We start from the raw sequence: 21317 nt of genomic DNA, 5'->3' as shown, positions 1-21317 counted from the left end.
GCCAGGCAGGCTGCCCAGGTGCGCCAGGCCATGCAGGTCGGCGGCGGTGTAGACGGGCTTGCGCGCCAGTGCTGTTTCGTCAACTACGCTCATCGCACTCTCCACCGCTTGCGCGTCACCACATCGGCGATCTTCTCGCCGTCGCTGCCGCGCCGCACCTCGCACCAATGGGCCAGCCCGCCCTGGCCGAACTCCACCGCAGAGAACGACAGCTCCAGCGCTTCGCCAAGATTGACGTTGCCGTGGAAGAACAAGTCGCGCCCGGCAATCACCGGCGGCTCGTCAAAACGCTGCCAATGCCACTCGGCACGATCGACGATGGCCTGGAAGTTGGCGAAGTAGAGCAGGTCCGCGCCGTTGAAGTCGGCATAGGGGCAAGGCAGGTACTCGGCCATGTGGCTGCCGAGGTGCCGTGCCCGCTCCAGGCCAAGATGGGAGGACCAGTCGCCCGCCCGGAAGCGCTTGGCCAGCGCGCCCATCTCCGCCGCCGCAGCGGGTGGCGGCCCATCCCATGTTGAAAGCGGCCCTGACCACCGAACGATTGTCGCGTTCGCGCTCGCGGCGGATAAAGGTGGACACCATCGATACCTCGGCCCGCCTGGCGCCCGGCGCATCGCCATCGCCATCGCCATCGAGCCTCAGCTCGTGCGTGCTGAAGTGGCGCGCGCCGGCCACCCGCGTCAGCTGCGTGTCCACCGAGAAGCCATCGTTCTCGCCAATCCCTTCCAGCGATGCCTCCCGCAGCCGGATCGCGGTAAACGCGGCGTAGGCCTTGTTGCCCTGCGCGTCCCGGAACTCCGGCAACGCCTGCCCGGACAGCGCCGCCAGCCCTTGCCAGTGCAGGTCGCCGCAGGCCTTGAGCAGCCAGTTCTCCGACAGGCCGGTGTAGGACAGGTTCGGCATGCCGGCGACATAGCGGGTGCTCGCGCGGAACATGTCAGGCTGCCAGCGCTTGCGCGCCTAGCTTCCCGCCAATCATCGCCGCCAGGTACTCCGCATCCCGCGCAACGCCCGAGAAGCGCCCGGAGCCCCAGGTATGCAGCCACGGCAGGCCGAGGAAGTACAGGCCGTCCTGCGCCGTCACGCCGCGCACGTGGCCCGGATAGCCACGGCCGTTGAACACAGGCGCCTCCAGCCAGCTGAAATCCGGACGGAAGCCGATACACCAGACGATGGCGCCGATGCCCGCCTGCGCCAGGTCCAGCGCCCAGCGTTCCTCGCCCGGCGTCCATACCGGCGCGTACGCGCTGGCGCCCGGCGCGCTTATGCCGTGCTTGTCGATGTATTTGTCGATGCTGGCGTTGATGCGGTTGTAGGTGTCGTCCGCATCGTCGAGGTTGGCCTTCAGGTTCGGCGTGAAGCGCAGCTTGCCATCATGGAAATCCTCCAGCGCGCCGAACAGCTCCATGCCTTCGGTGGCGAACTTGCGCAGGTCGATATCGCGCCCGCCGTCGCGGCCGGTCACGTAGTGATTGGTGTTGTCGCGCACGCCTTCGCGCAGCGGATGCTCCTGCACCGCCATATCGTAGTACTGCATGTCGGCCAGCCAGTCCACTACGTCACGGCCACGGTAGAAGCGCGCGCAGCGCGGCGCCTGGCCGACGGCCAGGAACACCTTGCGGCCCGCCAGGTGCAAGTCTTCGGCGATCTGCGCGCCGGACTGGCCGGAGCCCACCACCAGCACGCCGCCTTCCGGCAGGGCCTGCGGGCTGCGGTACTCGGAGGACTGGACCTGCCGGATACCGGCGGGCAGGCGCTCGGCCATGCGCGGCACGATCGGGGTGTGATAGCCGCCGGAAGCCACCACCACCTGCCCGGCCGTGAAGTCGCCCTGCGTGGTGGAGACAAGGTAGCCGCCCTGCTCCTGCGGCTTCACGCGACGGACCTCGGTGTGCTCCAGCACCGGTGCGTTCACCATGCGGATAAAGCCGTCGAGGTAGGCGGTGATCTCGTCCTTCTTCATGAAGCCGTGCGGGTCGTTGCCCTGGTAGGGATAGCCGGGCAAGGCGCACTGCCAGTTCGGCGTGACCAGGCAAAACGCATCCCAGCGCTGGCTGCGCCAAGTGTGGGTGACGGTGTGCTTCTCGATCACGAGATGATCGATGCCAGCCTGCTTGAGGTAGTAGCTCATGGACAGGCCGGCCTGCCCGCCGCCGACAACGATGACGCTGTAGTGCTTGGCAGAGGCGGTGGCGGTGGCCTGGGTTTCGTTGGGGTTGGTAGACATGATGGGTCCTTCTTTAAGTGCTGATAAGTTCGCCAAGGCCTTCAGGAACCGGGTTACCGCCCGAAGCCAAGCACGCGCACCGTGGCGTCCGGCTGTCCGCAGAATCGCGCGGCAGTAGTCTCGATCTGCTCAAGCTGGTCCATGGCAGAAGAGCAGGCATAGCCATACTTGACCCTGACGCGCTCCGAGGCGCTGCCCAGCGCCTGCCGGGCGATCACGAGGAACTCGTCCAGCGTGTAGTCCTGCCCCGGGACAAAGAACGCCGTGATCACCGAAGACGGGGAGTAACAGGTGGTCTCGCTCTGGTCGGGCCAACGTATGCGGAAATGGGTGACTGGCATGAAGGCTCCTCAGGCATCGATGTGGGTGGCATGGTGGATGGCGTCGTGCGCGGCACGCTGCGCCTGCGGGACGATGAAGGCGTCGTGCGCGAAATCCCACAGCAGTGCGGTTTCGCCGGCCCCGCTGAGCAAGACCTGCCGTGAATCGTCGAGGACGCCGATGTCCGCGCAGGCAATGTCCCGCGCGCCAAATCGCGCGGTAACGCGCTCCGCGTCTTCCTCGCGCACCGCCAGCAAGAAGCCATAGCTGGGAAACGCCGTGAGCCAGCGCGCCATGGGCACGCCGGCGGGCGCCGGGATGCGGTCCAGGTCGATCCGCGCGCCCACGCCGGAACACTCCAGCAGCATCAGCGCCGTGCCCAGCGCGCCGGCCATGCTGATGTCCTTGGCGGCGGCGCACAGGCCGTCTTCGGCCAGCGCAGGCAGCAGTTCAAGATCGGCCCGCAGCCGCGCTGGCGGCGCTTCGGTGGAGGCGTTCCAGTACGGGTACGGTTCGGCAAAGGCGCCACGCAAATCGACCGCCATCAGCAGCCGGTCGCCCGGGCGCGCCGCGAAGCTCGACAGCAGGCGCCGCGCCCGCCCGACTATGGCCACCGCAAGCTGGGCGTGATCGCTGCGGGCATTGCTGTGCCCGCCAACGATGGGCACGCCATAGGCCGCGCAGGCCGCCGCCATACCTTTCAGCACTTCGGCGGCCTGCCCCACGCCGTCGCTCCAGATGGCGTCCACCACGGCCAGCGGCCGGCCGCCCATGGCGTAGATGTCGCTGACATTGACCATCACGGCGCTATAGCCCGCGAACCAAGGCCTGGCATCAATGAAATCCCGGACCATGCCCTCGATCGCAAACAGCAGGTAGCCGTCATGATCCGCAATGGCGGCGCAATCGTCGCCCACCGCAACAGCCTGGCCGAGATCGCGCATGCCGCCCGGCAGCGCATTGCCCAGCGACGACAGCACGCCGGCGATATCGGTCTTGTGGCCAAAGCCGCGGCTGGCGCGCAGGCTTTGCACAATCTGCGCGACGTTCATGTCCCGCTCCTGCCCAGCGTCGACAGGCCAACGCGCGGCGTCAGGCACGCCGGGTAATGGTCCAGGTCTGCCTGCATCAGGTGGTGCGGGCGGCCAAGCAGCGTTTCCTCGGCCAGCACGTTCCAATGCAAGCGGCGGAACAGCGGCACGTTCTGGCTCTGCACATGGGCGAGGAACCTCGTGCAGCCCAGCCCGTTCGCGCTGCTCACCGCCAGCTTGATCAGCGTCGCGCCGATCTTGCCGTGGCTGCGATACGCCGTATGCACGGCAAGCCGGGAGCCAAACCACACGCCGGGCTCGGTTTGGTGGATGCGCACGGTGCCGACCACCATCTCGGGCGCGCCCGCCTCGCACTTCACCGCCACCAGCAACTGCGCGGTGTCGTCGACCTGGTCACGGTCGTCGCCGTTGAAAATCCCCTGCTCGTGGCAGAACACCGCCCGGCGCAGCGCCATGGCCGCGTCCGCCTCCCACTGCGCCCCGGCCCAGCGGATGCGGAACGCGGCCGCCACGGGCACTTCCACACAGAGGTCGTCGCTCATGCCGCCACCTCTTCGTACGAAGACAGCGAGGAGCACGCGCCGCACTTGCCGCAGCCTGCCTTGATATCCGCCGAGCGCATGCCCGCCGCGCTGATCATGGCGCCGAGCGGCTTGAGGATGGTCTTCATGAATTCAGGCGGCGGCGCGGGATGGTCTTCCAGCGGCGTGCCGGTGATAGGTACGAAGGGCACCACGAACGGATAGACGCCAAGTTCGACCAGTTCCTTCGAGATCGACAGGATGGTCTCAACGCTATCGCCAAGCCCAGCGAGGATATAGGTGCTCACCTGTCCCCGGCCGAACACGGCAACCGCCGCCTTGAACGCTTCCATATAGCGGCTGATCGGCACCGCCGCCTTGCCCGGCATGATCCGCGCGCGCAGAGCGGGCGTCACCACTTCCAGGTGCATGCCCAGCGTGTCGATGCCGGAGGCCTTCATGCGGCCGAACCAGCGGTCGTCGTCCGGCGGCTCGCATTGCGCCTGGATGGGCAGGTCCACGGCCGCCTTGATCGCGAAGGCGCTCTCGCACAGGATGCGGGCGCCACGGTCCGGCGTGGGCGGCGTGCCGGTGGTCAGCACCATATGCTTGACGCCATCGAGCAGCACGGCGGCGCGCGCCACTTCAGCGAGCTGCTCCGGCGTCTTGCGGGCAATGGTGCGCCCCGCCGCGAGCGACTGGCCGATCGCGCAGAACTTGCAGGTCTTGCGCCGGCTCTCGTAGCGGATGCAGGTCTGCAGCACCGTGGTGGCCAGCACGTCCGCGCTGTGCAGCGTGGCGATGTGCGAGTACGGCACGCCCTCCATCGTCTGCAGCGCGTAGAAGCGCGGCGCTTTCGGAAAGCTGATGTTCGCGATCGGGATCGTGCCGCGCAGCAGCGCACTAGTGCCCTTGCCGTCCGGCGACGACGCCACGTACGGTGAATGCCACGCGGTGTTGGTATGCACCGGCACCATGATGGTCACGCCATCGATGGTCACCGCCTTGTGGTCGGATGGGCCCGCGCCGCCGCGCCGGCTGGCGGCGCCCGCCGCCGGGTCCAGCAGGCGCAGCCCGACCGATTGCAGCTCGGTCCGAAGCTCAGTTACCGACAACCGGCTCGAGGCCGGCGTCATCTCGCTGGAGTTCATGGTGGGTGCTCCCGTGGTAGTTGGAAAAGGCGGTGGCCAAAAAGGCGGTGGCCATGGGCGATGCCGTCGCCGCCGGCCGGTCGTTGATGGCAAGGCTGAGTAATTCGGGGCGGGCGTAGTGCCCCACCGAATCCATCATTCGCTTGCGCTTGGTGATGAGCGACATATCCAGGTCAGCGATCACCATGCCCTCGCCCTCGCGCAGCGGCGGCGCCAGGTGCTGGCCCTCCGGCGACACGATGGCGGTGTTGCAGCCACCGCGCAGCGCCTTTTGCAAGGCGGGGTCGGTGGTGACCGAAGCAATCTGTTCGTCGGTCAGCCACCCGGTGGCGTTCACCACGAAGCAGCCGGACTCCAACGCGTGATGGCGGATGGTGACTTCGATCTGGTCGGCAAAGATCGGGCCCACCAGCGAGCCGGGAAACTGGCTGCAGTGGATTTCCTCGTGCTGGGTCATCAGCGCGTAGCGGGCCAGCGGGTTGTAGTGCTCCCAGCAAGCCAGCGCGCCCACGCGGCCGATGGTGGTATCGGCCACCTTCAGGCCGGCCGCGTCGCCCTGGCCCCAGATCATCCGTTCATGGAAGGTCGGCGTGATCTTGCGGCGCTTGAGCACCAGGCGGCCGTCGGTATCGAAGATGAGCTGCGTGTTGTAAAGGCTGCCGTGGTCGCGCTCGTTGACGCCGAGCACCACCACCATGCCATGCCGGCGCGCGCGCTCGGACACGGCATGGGTGACGGGGCCGGGCACCACCACCGCCTGCTCGTACAGCCGCATGTGGTCGCTGCCGGATTGCACGGGCGGCCGTACGAAGGAGAAGTACGGGTAGTACGGCAGGAAGGTCTCCGGAAAGACGATCAGCTGCACGCCTTCCCGTGCGGCGCGGTCGATGGCCTCGCAGACTTTGCCAAGGGTGCCTTCGCCGTGCTCGAGGTCCGGAGAGATCTGGACCGCGGCCGCGCGCACAATGCGTTTCTGTGACATGGTGATGCCCGCCCTTTCTTTTCAGCGTGAATGCGTTAAAGCGTTAAACCGTCCAGGTATCCACGATCAGTGCGTTCTCTTTGCGGTGGATCAGCCGCAGGTCCAGCACATCCAGCGGGCTGATCGGGCGAATGCCTTCGACCAGCGAGCCTTCGCCATGGCCATAGAGCGCTTGCAGCGCGAAGCGGCAGGCGTAGACCTTGCCGCCCTCTTCCATGAACTTGGTGAGCTGCTTGTTGAAGTTGAGATGGCCGGCGAAGGCCTCGTCGCCCAGTGTGGGAAAACCGCGTTGCAGGCCAAGCGTCACGCCCGGGCCGTACAGCAGGATCGAGGTCTCGAAGCCCTTGCGTTGCAGGCGCGTGGCTTGCAGCATGTTGACGAAGCCGATCGAGCCTTCGAAGGCCACGGTGTGGAAGGTCACCAGCGCCTTCTCACCCGGCTCCGCCTTGACGTCCTCGAATACCTTCTCTTCGTAGTCGACCAGGAAGTCGCCTTTCTTGTGGGCCGGTTTGTTGACTGCGGGCATGTTGCACTCCATAAGGTTGGTGGATCTGTCGATCGATCGGCGCTGGGCCGACACCACTCCTTGAGCACGGGACATGCCATCTGCCATGCCCACCCATGCGATCAATTAGCGATCAAGCAGCAGATCGCTCATTGATCGCATCACTGATTTTCCGGATGGCGAGATGTGCGCGAAATGCTTGTGCTTTCGCCGGTACTGGCCTTTTTCTGCCGTGCACTGCAGTGGAACGCGCCAGCCCGCGGAAAACGCCCGAAAGCGGTGCAATCCTGCAATCACGCACCATCATTGAGCAAACAAAAATGCGATCATTTTGATCGCAAAAAACAATCATTGTGGTAGCCTGCAACCTCAGACGAAAACGCGTCAGACAGCCTCGAACATCAGGAGCCCGCCGTGCCCGGACTTGCCAGCCATTGGCTCAAACGCCTCTGCGAGAGCACCAAACCCGCCTACCTGATGATCCCCGACCTGATCGAGGAAGACCTGGCAAGCGGCCGCCTGCAAGCACGCGATCGCCTCCCGGCGCTGCGCGACCTGGCCGAAGCGCTGCAGCTCAACTACACCACCGTGGCGCGCGCTTACGCGGAAGCGCGCAAGCGCGGGCTGATCGACGCCAAGGCCGGCAGCGGCACCTTTGTGCGGGGGCGTGCGCCCGCGCTCCCGCTGCGCGCGGGCACGGGTGCCGAAATGACCATGAACAACCCGCCCGAGCCGCCGGCGCTGACGGTGAGGCTGCGCGAGTCGGCGGCGCGCCTGATGAGCATGACGGATCCCTACGACCTGCTGCGCTACCAGGATTTCGGCGGCACGCCAGCAGATCGCGCGGTGGCGGTGGAATGGCTGAAACGCTATGTGCCCGCCTGCCGCGCGGATACCGTGCTGATCTGCCCGGGGATTCACAGCGCACTGGTGGCGCTGGTGTCGCTGCTGGCCCGGCCCGGGCAGACGATCTGCCTGGATACGCTGGCCTACCCCGGCATCAAGGCCATCGCCACGCAACTCGGCGTGCAGCTGCAAGCCCTGCCCAGCGATGAGGAAGGCCCCCTAGGCCCGGCGTTCGAAACGCTATGCAAGACGCAAAAGCCTAGCGCGCTGTACTGCAATCCCACGCTGCAGAACCCCAGCACCAAAACGATGCCGCAGGGACGGCGCGAAATCCTGGCGGATATCGCCCTGCGCTACAGCGTGCCGATCATCGAGGACGATGCCTACGGCATGCTGCCGCAACGCACGCCCGACGCGCTTGCCACTTTGGCCCCCGAGCTCACCTACTACGTCACCGGCCTGTCGAAATGCTTCGGCGCCGGATTGCGCATTGCCTTTATCCACGGCCCCACCGCGCGCCAGACCCAGCGGCTGGCCGGCACCCTGCGCGCCACCACGGTGATGGCGAGCCCGTTCAATACGCTGCTGGCCACGTCGTGGATCAAGGACGGCACAGCGGAAGACATGCTCAAGGCCATTCGCGCCGAGTGCGCGGCCCGCCAGCTCCTGGCCCGCGACGTCCTGGCGGGACGGCCGTACGACGCCGACCCGGAAGGCTTCCATCTCTGGCTGCCGGTTCCCGCGGACAGCGGCTGGCGCCCTTCCGAGCTGGCGCTGCATCTGCGCTCGCGCGGCATCGGCGTGGTGTCGAGCGCGGCGTTCTCCACCGACGGCAATCCCCCGGATGCGATCCGGATCTGCCTGGGCGGGCCGGGCGAGCGCGACGAGGTGGAGGAATCGCTGCAGATCGTGGCGGATACGCTGGACGATCCGCACCATCTGCATTCGGCGATGCTGTAGCGGGCCATTGCGCGTTCGTCCCGCTGGCTTTTCTTTTAGCCGGCTTCGTTGGGTTTTGGCAACGACATGCAAGTCTGCCGGCGAAACCGCAGATGACATTGCAGTCTCGCGGACCAGCGTCGATAAAATACGACCCGTTGCGCCCGGCAGGCGCTTCCAATCCATATCAATACGTATAAAAAGTGCACCTCGGCATCGATCGAGACGTGTGCAAGCGGATCACTGTTTCTGGGAAATCAAAGGGAAATCATGAAACAAGCAAAAATGCGGACTCTCTATCTGTCCATGGCCGCGGCCTCTCTGTTGAACGCATGCGGCGGCGGCAGCGATACCGTGCAATCGTCTGGCAGCGCGCCGGTCGCGACGCCGGCAGCCTCGATCTCCGGCGTTGCCGCCACCGGCGCGCCGATTGCCAACGCCGCCGTGGAACTGAAATGCGTGGCGGGCACGGCCACCGTCACCACCTCGGCCACCGGCGCCTGGTCGGTCACCACCGCCGGCCTGGTGCTGCCGTGCGCGGCGCGCGTGACCGGCCCGAACGGCGTGCTGCACACGCTGATCCTCGGCCCCGGCGTGACCAACATCACGCCGATCACCGAACTGGTAGTGGCCAGCGCCACCGGGAACCCCGACACCGAAGCCTTTTTCAATACGTTCTCCGCCGTCTCGGCCGGCGCTGCAGGCAACCGCCTGCCCACCGCCCTCACCCTGACCAAGCAGCGCCTGGCCAACCTGGGCGTGACGGTGGACACGCTCAACCTGCTCAACCAGGTGTTCCAGCCGCAAGCCGGCGACGCCTACGACGACAAGCTCGAAGCGCTGATCGTGCGCCTGAAGGTCACCAACGCCACGCTGGCATCGGTGGCGCAGGAACTGGCCAGGGGCGATGTGGGACCTGCGGGGGCAACGGGTGCGACTGGTGCAACCGGCGCTACGGGCGCGACCGGCGCCACGGGTGCACAAGGCGTGCAAGGCCCGACGGGAACCACTGGCGCCCAGGGCAGCACGGGTGTCACGGGCCCCACGGGCGCGACTGGCAATACCGGTGCCACGGGTGCCACGGGTGCGCAAGGCGTGTCGGGCCCCGCCGGCGCCACGGGTGCGACAGGCGCTGCCGGGGCTACGGGCGTAACGGGAGCTACGGGCGTCACGGGAGCCACTGGTGCCACGGGTGCGACAGGGGCCACGGGCCCGGCCAACCCGGACCTGGGGCAATCCGGGAACGCAGCAGGCGGGGGCACCGGTGTCCAATGCACGCTCGGGAGCGTATGGCTGACCGCCACGACCTTCGGGCAAGGCCTGCCTGCCGATGGCCGGCTGTTGCCGATCGCGCAGAACACGGCGCTGTTCTCCTTGCTCGGGACTTCGTTTGGCGGCGACGGCCAGACAACCTTTGGGCTGCCGAATCTCGCGTCCGTGACGCCCAACGGACTGACATATATGATCTGCACCAACGGCGTCTTTCCAACGCGGCCCTAAGCCGGGCGGGAGGCCGGGTATTCAGGTTTCCGGCCTCCCTCCCAATCCAGCCTGGCGCGTAGTCACCCGCCGCGCGCTAGTGTCCCGTTCCGGTGATTCGCTCACAAAATCTACCGGGCTTGGCAAGGATTGAATCGGCGGAAGCCGTGTTATGGAATGCGGTTGCATTCTTGGTTTGAACTTAGTGGCCCGCTGACGCGGGGGTGTCGTTTGTGGGCGGAGTTTTGGGGCTTCTAGCTGCTGTCGCGGCTGGAAGCATTAAAACTCCGCCCACAACAGCCACCCCCGCGTCAGCGGGCTACAAGCAACACACATCGCACACGTGCATCCATAATCAACCCCGCACGGCCCGTCCGCGCTGCCATATGCACTTCACCCCGACCTACAATTCCCGCTCCAAGCTCAACAGACTTTGCGAACGAATCACCGGCACGGGACACTAGCGCCAGTTGATCACCGCCTCAGCGCCATGACACGCCGCGTAGTTGTCGCATCCGGCGCAGGCCGGCTCGGGACACGGATGCAGGTCCAGCCGCAGGCATAGCTCATGGTAGAAGAATTTCTTCCACTTCATGTCCGTGGTATTGGCCGCGTAGAGCGTGGGAAAGTATTCCTGCAGCAAGCGCGAAACGTCATGCCGGCCCGACAGGCCCATGTCGTGCCAGAGATGGGAGCCGCCAAAGCAGCCGCTGGCCAGCGCGTGGGCGGCCCAGCGCGCCTCGGGGCGAGCGGGATCTCCCGTTGCGATCAGCATCTGCACCAGGTCGGGAAACTCGCAAGGCAAGGCGGCGGCATCGACAGGTGCCGACTCCGGTGCCCACCCCGCCGCCCTGGCGCCAGGAAAGCAGTGATCCAGCATCTGCCAGAACTCGGGCTCGGCAAGCCCGAGCCACTGCGCAAACCGGGGCAGCCTGGCAGCGTTGGCGCTTTCCAGCACGCCCGCCAGGGCACGGCAGGCCGGCTCGCCGGGAGAGAGCGAAAACGCATCCAGGATCAGCAACGACTGGTTCACGGGCAATGCCTTGTGGAACTGGGCTGGCAAGAGAGGGGATGCCCTGCCAGACGGCGGCATCCTGGCCGCTCGCGAGAGCCCCATGACCGAAATATATCGATGTATATAACGGTAGTCAAACGCCGGCCAGCGCAAACCGCACCCGCCGCGCCTTGCCGGGCCTAGAGCTGCAGCAGCTCGAAGGGCATCGGGGGGAAAATGGCGTATCCCTGCAGCAAATCCGCGCCGAGCGACCTTGCCAGCGTCACGTCGTCCGGGCTCTCCACGCCCTCGGCCACTGTCTGCAGCTCCAGCGAGCGCGCCAGTACCATGGAGGACGAGAACAGCCGCCGGGCGCGCTCGGCATGGCGCGCGCGGTGCAGCAGGATCTTGTCCACCTTGACCTGCTTGAACGGCAGCAGGCCAAGCGCTTGCAGCGAGGCATAGCCCGAGCCGAAATCGTCCTGGGAGATCATCATGCCGCGCTCGGAAAGCGCGCTCAGGTTCTCCAGCAAGCGCGCCTCGCTATCGCGGGCAATGCGGGTCTGCTCGGTCAACTCCAGCACGATGCGGGCGATATCCAGGCCGTGGGAAATGCTCGCGCGCACAAAGTCCTGGACGAAGCCGGCCGCGGCCGCGGTACTTGGGTTGACGTTCAGGGAGAACCGGCCCGTATAGTGCGGAAAACGCGCGCGCACGCGGCCGCATGCGCCAAGGAAATGATCCAGCAGCAGCGTCTCCACGCCGTGGCTGGTGATGCTGCCAACGAATCTGTCCGGCGCGTGGTGCCGCCCCTTGTCGGACCAGCGCGCCAACACCTCCATCCCGACGATGCCGCCGTGCTGCGCGCAGACCTGCGGTTGGAACACTGGGTAGATATGCCCGAACTCGATCGCACCAATCAGGTCCCCGCGGGTGAGCGCGAGCAACTCCTCATGATCCAGGCCGCGCTCCGTGGCATCCGCACCCTCCTGCCCGCCCAAAGGCCACGCCATGCGCCGGCGCAGCCGCGCCATGCGCGCGGCCTCCGGATCGGGCGGCCCACCGTCGGTTCCGGCGCCGGCTCCGTCCGGATGCGGGACCCTTGCGCCGGGAGACACCTCGTCACTGAAAAACGCGTAATGCAATCTAAGCTCCTGGAAGGCCCGGCAATTCTGTAGGCTCCGCTAAGGGCAACCTCGGATGACTGCAAACCCGAAGAGGCTGCCCACGCCAAGCCGACCCGCACCGATGCGGGCATGACCTATTCTTTCAGTGCCCACCTAACCACGGAACATTCGATTACCCCTCCAAAGGAGGACCACCCACCAAGGCAGGGTACTGACTTAATACAAGCCGTAAGACAATCCATCACAGCAAGACTGACCCCTTGCTGAACCGTTCAAGGGGTGTGGGAGCACCCTGCGCCTACACCCTTTTTTTTTGCTGCCAGGGCATCTCCCGCCTAGATCCAGACGCAAGCTCCCGCCCAAGCCCGCATTGCCCCAATCCCCGCCTTAAAACCCCGAGAAGCGGATGCCGATCGAGCCGTAGCCGTAATAGCGATCGAGCTTGCCCGCGGTAGCGGCGTTATAGAGAAACGGGATCGTGCCGACAAAGTTGTACAGCGATGCCTGTCCACGCAGGAACACCTCGACATTCTTCACCACCGCATACGACAGCTCCATCCCCAGCGTATGGTTTGACTTGATCGGCGAATAACCGTACGCACTCGCGCGGCTATCGACGTTGCTGCGCAACAGGTACTGGAACTGGTAGCCCAGCCGCGCGCTGAAATTCTCGTACTTCCAGCGCCAGGAGCCGCCCAGGTTCAGGAATCCGGCCGTGTAGTTGAAATCATCGTTGATATTCAGGCCGTACTGGCTAGCGTCCGTGGAAAAAGACGCCGACTGCAGGTTGGTGTTGCCGACCCGGCAAGGCGCCGCCAGATTGCCACTGGCAATGTTGTCCGAGCCGATGTTCACATTGAAGGTGCAAGCGCCCTGCTTCAGCTGCGTGTTGATGCCGCCGATTGTCACGCGGCTCACGCCCAGGCCAATAAACCCCGTCAGTTTGTTGCGCTCGGTAAGGTCACCAGAAAAAATCACATCAGCCTGGCCCTGGATATCATTGGCATCGTTGACCGTGACGGTGTTGAACGTGGCATTCCTGACCTTGAGCGCGGACGAGCGGGTCAGGCTGCCGGCGCGGTCGCCCCAAAGGGAGAAACGCAGCATGATGCGGTCCCGCGCGCCGGGCTCGGCCAGCGGGTCATAGTGCAAGGCCAGCATCCAGCTATCGATCTGGTTGTTGTCCTGCCCATAGTCGATGCCGCGGCGCCAGTACGTGGCCGACCCCGACCATTTCGGCGAGAACTTATAGCCCAGCATCAGCTTGCCGCCACGATAGTCTCCGGCGTTGTCCGGCACGGCACCCTGGCCCTCACGCAGGTTGAAGACATCCACGGTCTTGTTGACCATGTCATAGCTGGCCTCCACGCGAAATGCCGTGAACTCGCCCGTAGTGGGCTCAGCCTGCAGAAACACATCGTCGGGGGCCGCATGGGCAACGCCGACGCATGACAAGCCCAGCATCAAGGCACCGGCATTGCCAAGCCGGCGCGTGCGATACAACAGCATAGGGAGACTCCGAGGCCTGGGGGCGGACCTCATCGACGGCGTCAGCCGGCTCGCGGTCCGGCTGACTGCACACAAAAAGAAGCCGGCCACCCGCCATGCGCGCCAATTGGCGCGCATGGCGGATGACCGGGCAGGCCCTCCCCCGACTTCGGAAAGGGCTTCACTGCGCACCGATCAGGGGTTCAACGTGACCGAGGTCGTGATGCCGTTGCCGCTAACCGTAGACGTGGCGGTCTGCACGCTCTGCGCCACCGTCTTCTGTGCGCTGCCGCTCACCAGCTTAGCAACGCTCACCGCCTTGCCAGCCTGGCCCGCCACCGCAAACGTCACGGGGAAGGTGCTGGTCGACTTGGGCGTGAGCGAGGCGATCTGCGCGGCGCTCAGCGCGCCGGCGCTCTGCAGCTTGGCCAGGAAGACCGTGAACGGCAGGTTCAGCGAGCCGCCGTTGGCGCTGTCGAACAGGTTGTCGGCAGTCCCGTTGGTCAGGCCCACGCTAGCCGTGATGCTGCCGCCACCGATGCGGAACGAGTAGGCCGTGTTGGCCGGCACCTGCGCGCCGGTCAACGCACCGTTGCTGAAGGTAAGCGCAACCTTCTCGATGATGACGTCGACCTTGTTGCCGCCGTACGTGTAGCTCAGGCCGGCACGCACTTCCGCTGCGCCGCCGGCAAATGCATCGCCGTTTTGCGAAGTCGCCACCTTGATGGCGCCCAGCGTGCCGCCGGTCACCGTCACGGCATCGAAGTTCGTGAACTGCTGGCCGTTGATGGTCATGCTGGCCAACTGGATGAAGTTGACCGGCTTGACGCTGTTGGCCACATCGTTGATGGCGCCGCTGTTGACGCTGCCACCCAGGTTGCCTGCCGCGGTCTGGATCGCAGTGGTGTTGCCGGTAGACACGGCAGCGCCGAGCGCAGCCAGGTTGGCCGTCAGCGTGGGGTCAGCCAGCGCGGCCGGCGTCACCGCTGCCACCAGTGCGCTGCTCGTCGTGGACTTGGCGCTATCGGTCACCGCATTGACCGAGCCGGCTTGCTGCAAGGCGGTCAGCGTGGCGGCCGGGCTCGCGCCCAGCACGATCGTGCCCAGCGCGGTGCTCACGTTAGACACCTGGTTGGCCACAATCGGGCCAGCCAGCGCGGCCACGTTGGCAGCTACCGCGGCAATGTTCGCCTGAACGCTGGCCGGGAAGCCCGCCTTGGCGTTCTGCACCGACGCGTTGATCACCGAAGTGACCAGCGTGCTGTTGGTCAGGTCCGCGGTACCGGTCGCGTTGTTCACCGCGGTAGCCACGGCAGCGGGTGCAGCCAGCCGGGAACGTGAAGTCCCCGGTCGCGGTGGTGGTGGCGGTCTTGTTGCTGCAATCGAGGAACGTCACGGTAGCTTGTGACAGGTAGAAGTCGACGGCCTTGCCTTGCACGGTGACCGATGCGGGCGGCGTCGTGGTCGGCGTCGAGTCCGAGCCACCCCCGCAGGCCACGAGTGCCGCTGCCGCAGAAGCCATAAGGCCGAGGGTAAAGATATTCCTGATATTGGTTTGCACTCTTCTCACTCCTGAAATCGATACGTCAATGCGTCAATGCGTCGATACGTCGATGGGTCAATGGGTCAATCGGTCAATGGGTCACCAGGTTGTCTATGGATCCTGACCATGCCCAGGCAGCGCACCTTCTGTGGTGCCCTGCGCCGCCCCGGCTCGTCGCATCGCATGGATACCTTTGCTGGCTCTTGCAATCGGAATCGGCAGCACAAGATCGACACTGCCTTTGCCAGCTTCACTAGATAAACAATCTCCACAACCGTGTCACCCCTACTAGGAGGGGGAAAGCACAGACTTGCATATAAGGACGTAACACCCACCGCCGCGAGAGACGCAACGGCAAGCTGCCGCGCGCAATTTCTCCGGTTGTCAGGACGAGTACAACGATGCCGGCGAAGGCATCTCCTGGCCTCTAATGCATATGCGGGAAATCCTCCCGCACTAGCCAGCGCGCCACATATCGGCCCATGGCTTCAAGCAATACATCGGAAGTCAGCCCGGAAGCGCCCGCCAGCGCGGGGCACATGATCCAGGTAGTGTCATCGTGCTCCAGCACGCGCAGCGTCTTGGCAAGATCGGCCGGCTGCAGGATGAAATCCATCGCCCATGCCTTCTCAAGCCCGAACGCCAATACAAAGTCCGAGAAATGCCGCTCGCCCAGGCACACCACCACCTTGGGCTTCCATTCACGGCGAATGCCTTCGATAAAGCGGAAGCGGTTGCCTTCGCGGCAAAGATCCAGGTACCGCTGCTTGGGCACCAGGGCCGGCTGCCCGCGAAACGCCCTGGACCAGGGCGTCTGCCCAATCAGGTGCGCCGGCAAGGGAAACAGGCTGAGCTTGAACTCAGCGCCCCCCGGTGCGTAGAGATGCTGATCGAAGTAATGCTTCCAGTCGCACTCGCTTTGCGAGCTCTCAAATGTCTGTGCGCGCGCCGCCGCCATGATCCTGGCGATCTTCTGATGCGACTGCCAGCGCTCCATGCTCTCCCGGTGCCGCTCCCGGTATGCGCGATCCCATGCTCCTGGTTGTGTGCGCGGCTCCAGTGGCGCTACCAGCGACTCGACCCATGGATGCGGCGTGCTGTCGCAAAACCACACAGCCGCCGCTGGGTTTCCCCCTTCCATACCAACGTAAGACGCGAAGTACGCGTCCAGCTGCTCACGTGAGAATACTGTCTTCTGTTCTATTTCCATGCCCCTACCGCTTGGTGGAATTAAAGATGCCCACGCGCTGAGGCAACACTTACCTTTACGACGTGACGGGCCGTGAGACGCCTCGAATGCATCGGCAAATCTCTAATAGAACGATGGAGACAACCCGCTGACGGGGAATGCAAACGCTTCCCACATTTCCGCGCCTCGCACCTGCTCCGTATCGGATGGCGGCCGGCATAAAACCAATGCCTGGCTCCGACGGATTTGACCTGCCTACAACCAATATGGATCAGTGCTTTTCCCTTTGGGATAACGATCTCCGGAACGTATGTCGTCCAACCCGCGACTCTCCGGCTCCCGCCCCCAAAAAGCCTGATCTCGTTTGCGCGAAACAATACCTAGGCGGAGCGAGATTTTGCGCGAGATTTGATCCGGACGCGCCCCCCTTTGGAGGGATTAGCGGCAGTCTTCTTTCCCTTCTTACGCAGGGTAACGACTCTTTGCGCGGCACCGCACAATCGGCGGGGGCAGCAGTTAGCCAGAGCGGGTGCGGGAGTGAAACAGGCACAACGCGTTGCCTGCAAGAATCCCGGATTTTCGATAGAGTGATGCCGACGAGCCGGCGTTTTGCCGGGTCCATGCCGCACCGGGTGAGCCCCACGCCTTATGACCGACCCTCCCATCGCCATGCCACGGACCCGCGTTCCACGGTCCCAACCGGAACCGCGCCCCCCTCCGGACGCACGCCTGCCCCATACCCATTTCCAGGTAGGCGGCAACGGACCGCGTGAGGCGTCCGTAGGGCAAATTCTTGCCTGGCGCCAGCGTGTCGGGCATGTCATGGACGTCAACCTCACCCGGGACGACCTCACCGCCCCTTTCCAGGCCTCCATCGACCGCTATCTAGTCGGGGACATGCTCTTCACGGACTGCCGCTGCGACGGGCTCTCCATGGAGCGCAACCTCGCGCGCATCTCCACGGACACCATGCGGCACTATGTGTTCCAGGTGTTCGTCGAGGGCAACGCCGGTGTGGTCGAGGGCGCGCGGCGCAACCCGATGCCGCAACAGGGCGGTATCCTGCTCACGGACCTTGGGCAGCCCATCCACATGCACCGGGGGTCCGTGCGCGCGCTCTCGGTCTTCGTGCCGCGCACGATGATGGATTCCATCTTTCTCGGCGCCGAGGCCACACACGGGCACATTGCAGAAACCAACACGCCGCTGACCAGGCTGGCGGTGGATCACCTGACGGCACTGAGCCGCGAGATCCCCGGCATGGCGCCGGATGCGGCACTCGACGCCATACACGCCAGCGTGCAGTTGCTCACCGCCGCCTTTCGCCATGGCGCGCAGCCCGACAGTGGCACCCGCGCCGCCGCCCGCAGCGCCATGCTGGCCCGGGCACGCCGCCTGATCGACGCCGACCCCGGCGCGGCGGAGCTGTCCGGGCATGTCGCCCAGCGACCTGCGCGCCTATGCCGCCAGCCCCGAGAACACCGAACTCAGACAGGCCGCCTCCGCCCCCATGGCGTTCAGGAGCACATCGGAAGCTAGCCCGGCAGCCCCGGCCACCGCGGGGCAGATAATCAGGTTTGTCCCTTCGCTGGCATAAATGCGCAGCTCCCTCGCCTGATCGGCCGGCTGCAACGTGTGCGTGGTAAAGGGCACACCCCGCATGCCAAAGGCGTGGAGGTAATCCGCCTCGAAACGCTCGCCAAGGCAAACCACCACCTTGGGCCGCTCGCTCCGGCGCAACTGGGTGATAAAGCGGAACCGGCCACCGTTGCGGCACAGCGTCAGGTACCTGGACTTGGGATTCAACTCCGGATGGTTGCCGTGGAGCCGGGTCCAGGGCAGCCCGTTCTCCGACCGTACGGCCAAGGGAAACAAGCTCAGCTTGAAATCCCATCCGCGCGGCCGATACAGGTACTGCGCAAGGTAACGCTGCCAATCGCCGCTATCGTCACGGCCGAACAGCACCATCTCCCGGGCCGCCGCCATGATGCGCGCGATGCGCTGGTGCGTTTGCCACTTACCCATCTCGTGCAGATGGCGCAGCCTGAAATCCGCATCCCATGCCGGTACCTCGCGCACCGGCGCAAGGTGCGCAGGCAGCGGCGTGCCATCCGTCGTCGGCATGCTGTCGCAGAACCAGACCGCGCTGGCTGGGCTTCCCCCCTCCATGCCGACATAGGACGCGAAGTAAGCATCCAGCTGCTCACGGCTCAGAACACCCTGGTCCTGCTCCGTCATTCCAGATACATCAGACATTCCAGACAAACCAGACAAATCAGTCATTCCAAACACCCCCATCATTCCCGTCGTACGCCTCATGACCCTGCAAGACACCGGGTCGCCGCCGTCATTGCCCCGGGTGCGTCGGTTCCCCCGTCTTTCGCTGGATCGGGTAGAAGGGGCCTCAAGCATCACCCCTGCGCGCACGCCTTATAGGCAAAAGTCTCTAGCTATCGAGATTAAGGCCACTCTTGGCCGCCTCTTGACCGTGCGTCTCAGTTTCTCGCGATTGGCCAGGCAATTGGCGCTCCGATTGGCAGGTAAGCAACACCCGCACCCGGTATGGCGGCGTGAGCCCGGCAGGCCGGCTATCCGCCGGCGGCCAAGGCATCCCCGCCAACACCCAAAACGCCCGCCAAAACACTGACCGCCTTCGCCCCGCGAGCCGATCCACGCGAGCGATCCGGCCGGAGCATGTCCCCGCCGGCCCTTCGCGACTACGCACAGGATGAAAAAGGGCAGCCAAAGGCCAGGGACTGTGAGACTAGGCAGCGCCCACAGAAGGTGGAAGAAGCCACGATAAGCCGCGAGAGAAATCGACAACACCCGTTACTTAATACCAGCATTTATTCAGAGATTCCCCCCTCTTAAGCAGGGATAGAAAACGCAAAGACAAAATGCACCAGCCTTTAGAAAAATCAAATATCAACCGCGATACACGATCGACACATTAATGAACAATCGACGCACCGCCACCACCTACCAGACTTTCAACCGCCATCCCCCGCGCCATCCCCCGCACGACTCCCTGACACACTGCGCAGCCTCGCCAGCAACGCCACGCCATGGCGCCAACAATCCCCTCGCGTTCCCTTCTCTCGCAGGGTACCGGTAGACGTCGCTGCGCCGCACTATCTGCCCCATCGATAAGACGAGCAAACAGGCGCCCATCGCGGCTGTTTAAAACGAAGCGACGATATTCCAGCGAATCGTCCCAGCACGGACGACGCACGGGCGCACGGGTCAGCCGCCCCAAGTGCCATGGAATTGGCTGCAAACCATGCAGCCCAGCGCCGACTTCCTTCGTCCGATCAAAAACGCCATGCCATCGGAGACAGCGCGCATGGCTGGGCCGGCGTAGTTAATGGCACGCCGCCCTTATCAATTGGGGATAAATAGTTCGGGCGCACAGCCGTGCGACTGGATTGCGAACGCTTTCGGGGAAGATCATGGGAGTTTATCGCGACATGTTCGCCAGGCACCACGGCCAGCTAACGCTGGCCGCGCGCCTGCTGGACGTAGGTGTCATCTGGCTTGCCGGCTACCTGGCGACCGAACTACGCTTTGCAACGGACGCCACGCCCAGCGCGCCCATCCACCAGTTCATCCAGTACTTCGGCTGCACCATAGCGTTTATCGTGCTGCCCGCGTTCGACCTGTATGGGTCCTGGCGCGGCCGCAGCCCCCTCTCGCTCTTCACGCGCATGCTGGCCGGCTGGACCCTGGTCTGGCTGATCACCATCCTGGTCTGCTTCCTCCTCCATCAAGCCGACTCCCTCTCGCGCCTTTGGGCCACCTACTGGTATATCGGGTCCATCGTCGGCCTGCTGGTGCTGCACGTCGCCAGCCGCGCCTTCCTGAGCCTGGTCCGCGGTACCGGTGTGAACACCAAGCACGTATTGATCGTCGGCTACGGCCGCACCGGCGAGGAAATGTACCGCCGTGCCACCGCCAACCGCCGCACCGGCTACCGGGTAGGGGGCATCTACGCATCGCCAGATGAAGCTACGCCGGCCGGCGTAATGCGCGTGGAAGACAGCGCCAAGATTGCGGAATTCGCCCGCCAACACAGCATCGACGAAGTCTGGATCACGCTGCCGATGAGCGCCACCCGCCAGATGCAGAGCATTGCGTACTCACTGCGCAACGACTTCATCGACATCAAATGGATACCCAGCCTGCTGGACTTCGACCTGCTCAACCACAAGGTAGGCGACTTCCTGGGCATGCCCGCGGTAGAGCTGAACCGCCCGCCCTCGCTGGGCGTGCGCGGCGCGGTGAAGGCAGCGTTCGACCGCGGCTTTGCCGCCCTGGTCCTTGCCGCGCTCTCCCCGCTGTTCCTGGTCATCGCCGTGCTGATCAAGCGCAGCTCTCCTGGCCCGGTGTTCTTCAAGCAAGAGCGCCTTGGCATGGACGGCCGTGTGATCCACGTCTACAAATTCCGCAGCATGAAGCCGCACGCCGAGCACAACGTGGTCACCCAGGCCACCAAGGGCGACAGCCGCATCACCCCGATCGGCGCCATCCTGCGCCGCACGAGCCTGGACGAGCTGCCGCAGTTCATCAACGTGCTCAAAGGCGAAATGAGCGTGGTAGGCCCCCGCCCGCACGCCATGGCCCACAACAATATCTATAAAGAACAACTCGATCTGTATATGCTCCGCCACCGCGTCAAGCCCGGCATTACCGGCTGGGCACAGATCAATGGTTATCGTGGCGAGACGGATACGCTGGACAAGATGGCCAAGCGGGTCGAGCACGACATCTTCTATATCCGCAATTGGTCGTTCTGGATGGATCTGCGGATCATCTTCTGGACCGCGTTTAAAGGTTGGACTGGGCAGAACGCTTATTGACGATCCGTTTGAATTTACAGAACAGCTTCACGTCATTCTCGCTAGAGATCCACGCAACGATATCAATGGTTGACAACCCCTCCAGCAATTCCAAATT

18 protein-coding genes and 1 pseudogene are annotated in these 21317 nt (G+C 64.7%); 4 read left to right on the top strand and 15 right to left on the bottom strand.

Annotation, left to right across the window (positions count from 1 at the left end; all coding sequences use genetic code 11):
- Nucleotides 1-89: 89 nt before the first annotated feature.
- From OR16_RS36745 to OR16_RS43855, 9 genes and pseudogenes are all read right to left on the bottom strand, one after another.
- Nucleotides 90-903: pseudogene (locus OR16_RS36745) on the bottom strand (Pnap_2097 family protein).
- 34 nt (nucleotides 904-937) lie between these two features.
- On the bottom strand, nucleotides 938-2227 hold the full coding sequence (locus OR16_RS36740; protein WP_006164106.1) for an MSMEG_0569 family flavin-dependent oxidoreductase: 1290 nt from the start codon (nucleotides 2225-2227) through the stop codon (nucleotides 938-940).
- A 53-nt stretch (nucleotides 2228-2280) separates the two neighbouring features.
- Complete coding sequence (locus tag OR16_RS36735) at nucleotides 2281-2568, bottom strand: MSMEG_0570 family nitrogen starvation response protein (protein ID WP_006164105.1); 288 nt, start codon at nucleotides 2566-2568, stop codon at nucleotides 2281-2283.
- Nucleotides 2569-2577: 9 nt separating this feature from the next.
- A complete protein-coding gene (locus tag OR16_RS36730; RefSeq protein ID WP_006164104.1) occupies nucleotides 2578-3600 on the bottom strand; it encodes a sll0787 family AIR synthase-like protein in 1023 nt (340 codons plus the stop codon).
- Nucleotides 3597-4142: an MSMEG_0567/Sll0786 family nitrogen starvation N-acetyltransferase gene (locus tag OR16_RS36725; RefSeq protein WP_006164103.1), complete on the bottom strand. Its 546-nt coding sequence runs from the start codon at nucleotides 4140-4142 to the stop codon at nucleotides 3597-3599. The genes OR16_RS36730 and OR16_RS36725 overlap by 4 nt, the downstream gene beginning before the upstream one ends.
- Entirely contained in the window at nucleotides 4139-5272 is a 1134-nt protein-coding gene (locus tag OR16_RS36720) for an MSMEG_0568 family radical SAM protein (protein WP_006164102.1), read from the bottom strand. The genes OR16_RS36725 and OR16_RS36720 overlap by 4 nt, the downstream gene beginning before the upstream one ends.
- A complete protein-coding gene (locus tag OR16_RS36715) occupies nucleotides 5223-6254 on the bottom strand; it encodes a Nit6803 family nitrilase (RefSeq protein WP_006164101.1) in 1032 nt (343 codons plus the stop codon). Before OR16_RS36715 ends, OR16_RS36720 begins: the two co-directional genes overlap by 50 nt.
- 43 nt (nucleotides 6255-6297) lie before the next feature.
- Nucleotides 6298-6780, bottom strand: a complete 483-nt coding sequence (locus OR16_RS36710; protein ID WP_006164100.1) for an MSMEG_0572/Sll0783 family nitrogen starvation response protein — start codon at nucleotides 6778-6780, stop codon at nucleotides 6298-6300.
- Nucleotides 6781-6892: 112 nt separating this feature from the next.
- Nucleotides 6893-7111: a hypothetical protein gene (locus OR16_RS43855; RefSeq protein WP_141639967.1), complete on the bottom strand. Its 219-nt coding sequence runs from the start codon at nucleotides 7109-7111 to the stop codon at nucleotides 6893-6895.
- Nucleotides 7112-7173: 62 nt separating this feature from the next.
- Between OR16_RS43855 and OR16_RS36705 the strand changes: the two genes are divergently transcribed.
- Both OR16_RS36705 and OR16_RS44735 read left to right on the top strand, forming a co-directional pair.
- Nucleotides 7174-8565 carry a PLP-dependent aminotransferase family protein gene (locus tag OR16_RS36705; RefSeq protein ID WP_006164099.1) on the top strand — a complete coding sequence of 464 codons (1392 nt, stop codon included), beginning with the start codon at nucleotides 7174-7176 and terminating at the stop codon, nucleotides 8563-8565.
- 249 nt (nucleotides 8566-8814) lie between these two features.
- Nucleotides 8815-10044: a phage tail protein gene (locus tag OR16_RS44735; RefSeq protein WP_100228053.1), complete on the top strand. Its 1230-nt coding sequence runs from the start codon at nucleotides 8815-8817 to the stop codon at nucleotides 10042-10044.
- A 439-nt stretch (nucleotides 10045-10483) separates the two neighbouring features.
- On the opposite strand, the gene OR16_RS36695 is transcribed toward OR16_RS44735, so the two are convergent.
- From OR16_RS36695 to OR16_RS36675, 5 genes are all read right to left on the bottom strand, one after another.
- A complete protein-coding gene (locus OR16_RS36695) occupies nucleotides 10484-11056 on the bottom strand; it encodes a nitrogen fixation protein NifQ (RefSeq protein WP_043422625.1) in 573 nt (190 codons plus the stop codon).
- A 161-nt stretch (nucleotides 11057-11217) separates the two neighbouring features.
- Nucleotides 11218-12162, bottom strand: a complete 945-nt coding sequence (locus OR16_RS36690) for an EAL domain-containing protein (RefSeq protein WP_237717368.1) — start codon at nucleotides 12160-12162, stop codon at nucleotides 11218-11220.
- A gap of 369 nt (nucleotides 12163-12531) precedes the next feature.
- A complete protein-coding gene (locus tag OR16_RS36685) occupies nucleotides 12532-13653 on the bottom strand; it encodes a hypothetical protein (protein ID WP_006164095.1) in 1122 nt (373 codons plus the stop codon).
- Nucleotides 13654-13827: 174 nt separating this feature from the next.
- On the bottom strand, nucleotides 13828-14931 hold the full coding sequence (locus tag OR16_RS36680) for a hypothetical protein (RefSeq protein ID WP_006164094.1): 1104 nt from the start codon (nucleotides 14929-14931) through the stop codon (nucleotides 13828-13830).
- A gap of 671 nt (nucleotides 14932-15602) precedes the next feature.
- Entirely contained in the window at nucleotides 15603-16172 is a 570-nt protein-coding gene (locus tag OR16_RS36675) for a hypothetical protein (protein WP_006164093.1), read from the bottom strand.
- 840 nt (nucleotides 16173-17012) lie between these two features.
- Between OR16_RS36675 and OR16_RS36670 the strand changes: the two genes are divergently transcribed.
- Nucleotides 17013-17903 (top strand): AraC family transcriptional regulator, encoded by an 891-nt coding sequence (locus OR16_RS36670; protein ID WP_337459902.1) that lies wholly within the window; start codon nucleotides 17013-17015, stop codon nucleotides 17901-17903.
- Here OR16_RS36670 and OR16_RS36665 read toward each other — a convergent pair.
- Entirely contained in the window at nucleotides 17823-18665 is an 843-nt protein-coding gene (locus OR16_RS36665; protein WP_237717366.1) for a transcriptional regulator, read from the bottom strand. The two genes, OR16_RS36670 and OR16_RS36665, sit on opposite strands and share 81 nt — an antisense overlap.
- A 1166-nt stretch (nucleotides 18666-19831) precedes the next feature.
- On the opposite strand from OR16_RS36665, the gene OR16_RS36660 reads away from it, so the two are divergent.
- Nucleotides 19832-21220: an undecaprenyl-phosphate glucose phosphotransferase gene (locus OR16_RS36660; protein WP_006164090.1), complete on the top strand. Its 1389-nt coding sequence runs from the start codon at nucleotides 19832-19834 to the stop codon at nucleotides 21218-21220.
- Nucleotides 21221-21317 lie beyond the last annotated feature (97 nt).

Source organism: Cupriavidus basilensis OR16 (genome assembly GCF_000243095.1).
In the GTDB taxonomy this organism is placed as follows: Bacteria; Pseudomonadota; Gammaproteobacteria; order Burkholderiales; family Burkholderiaceae; genus Cupriavidus; species Cupriavidus basilensis_D.
The sequence above is the reverse complement of the archived record's forward strand: the minus strand, read 5'-3'. Positions and strand labels throughout refer to the sequence as shown.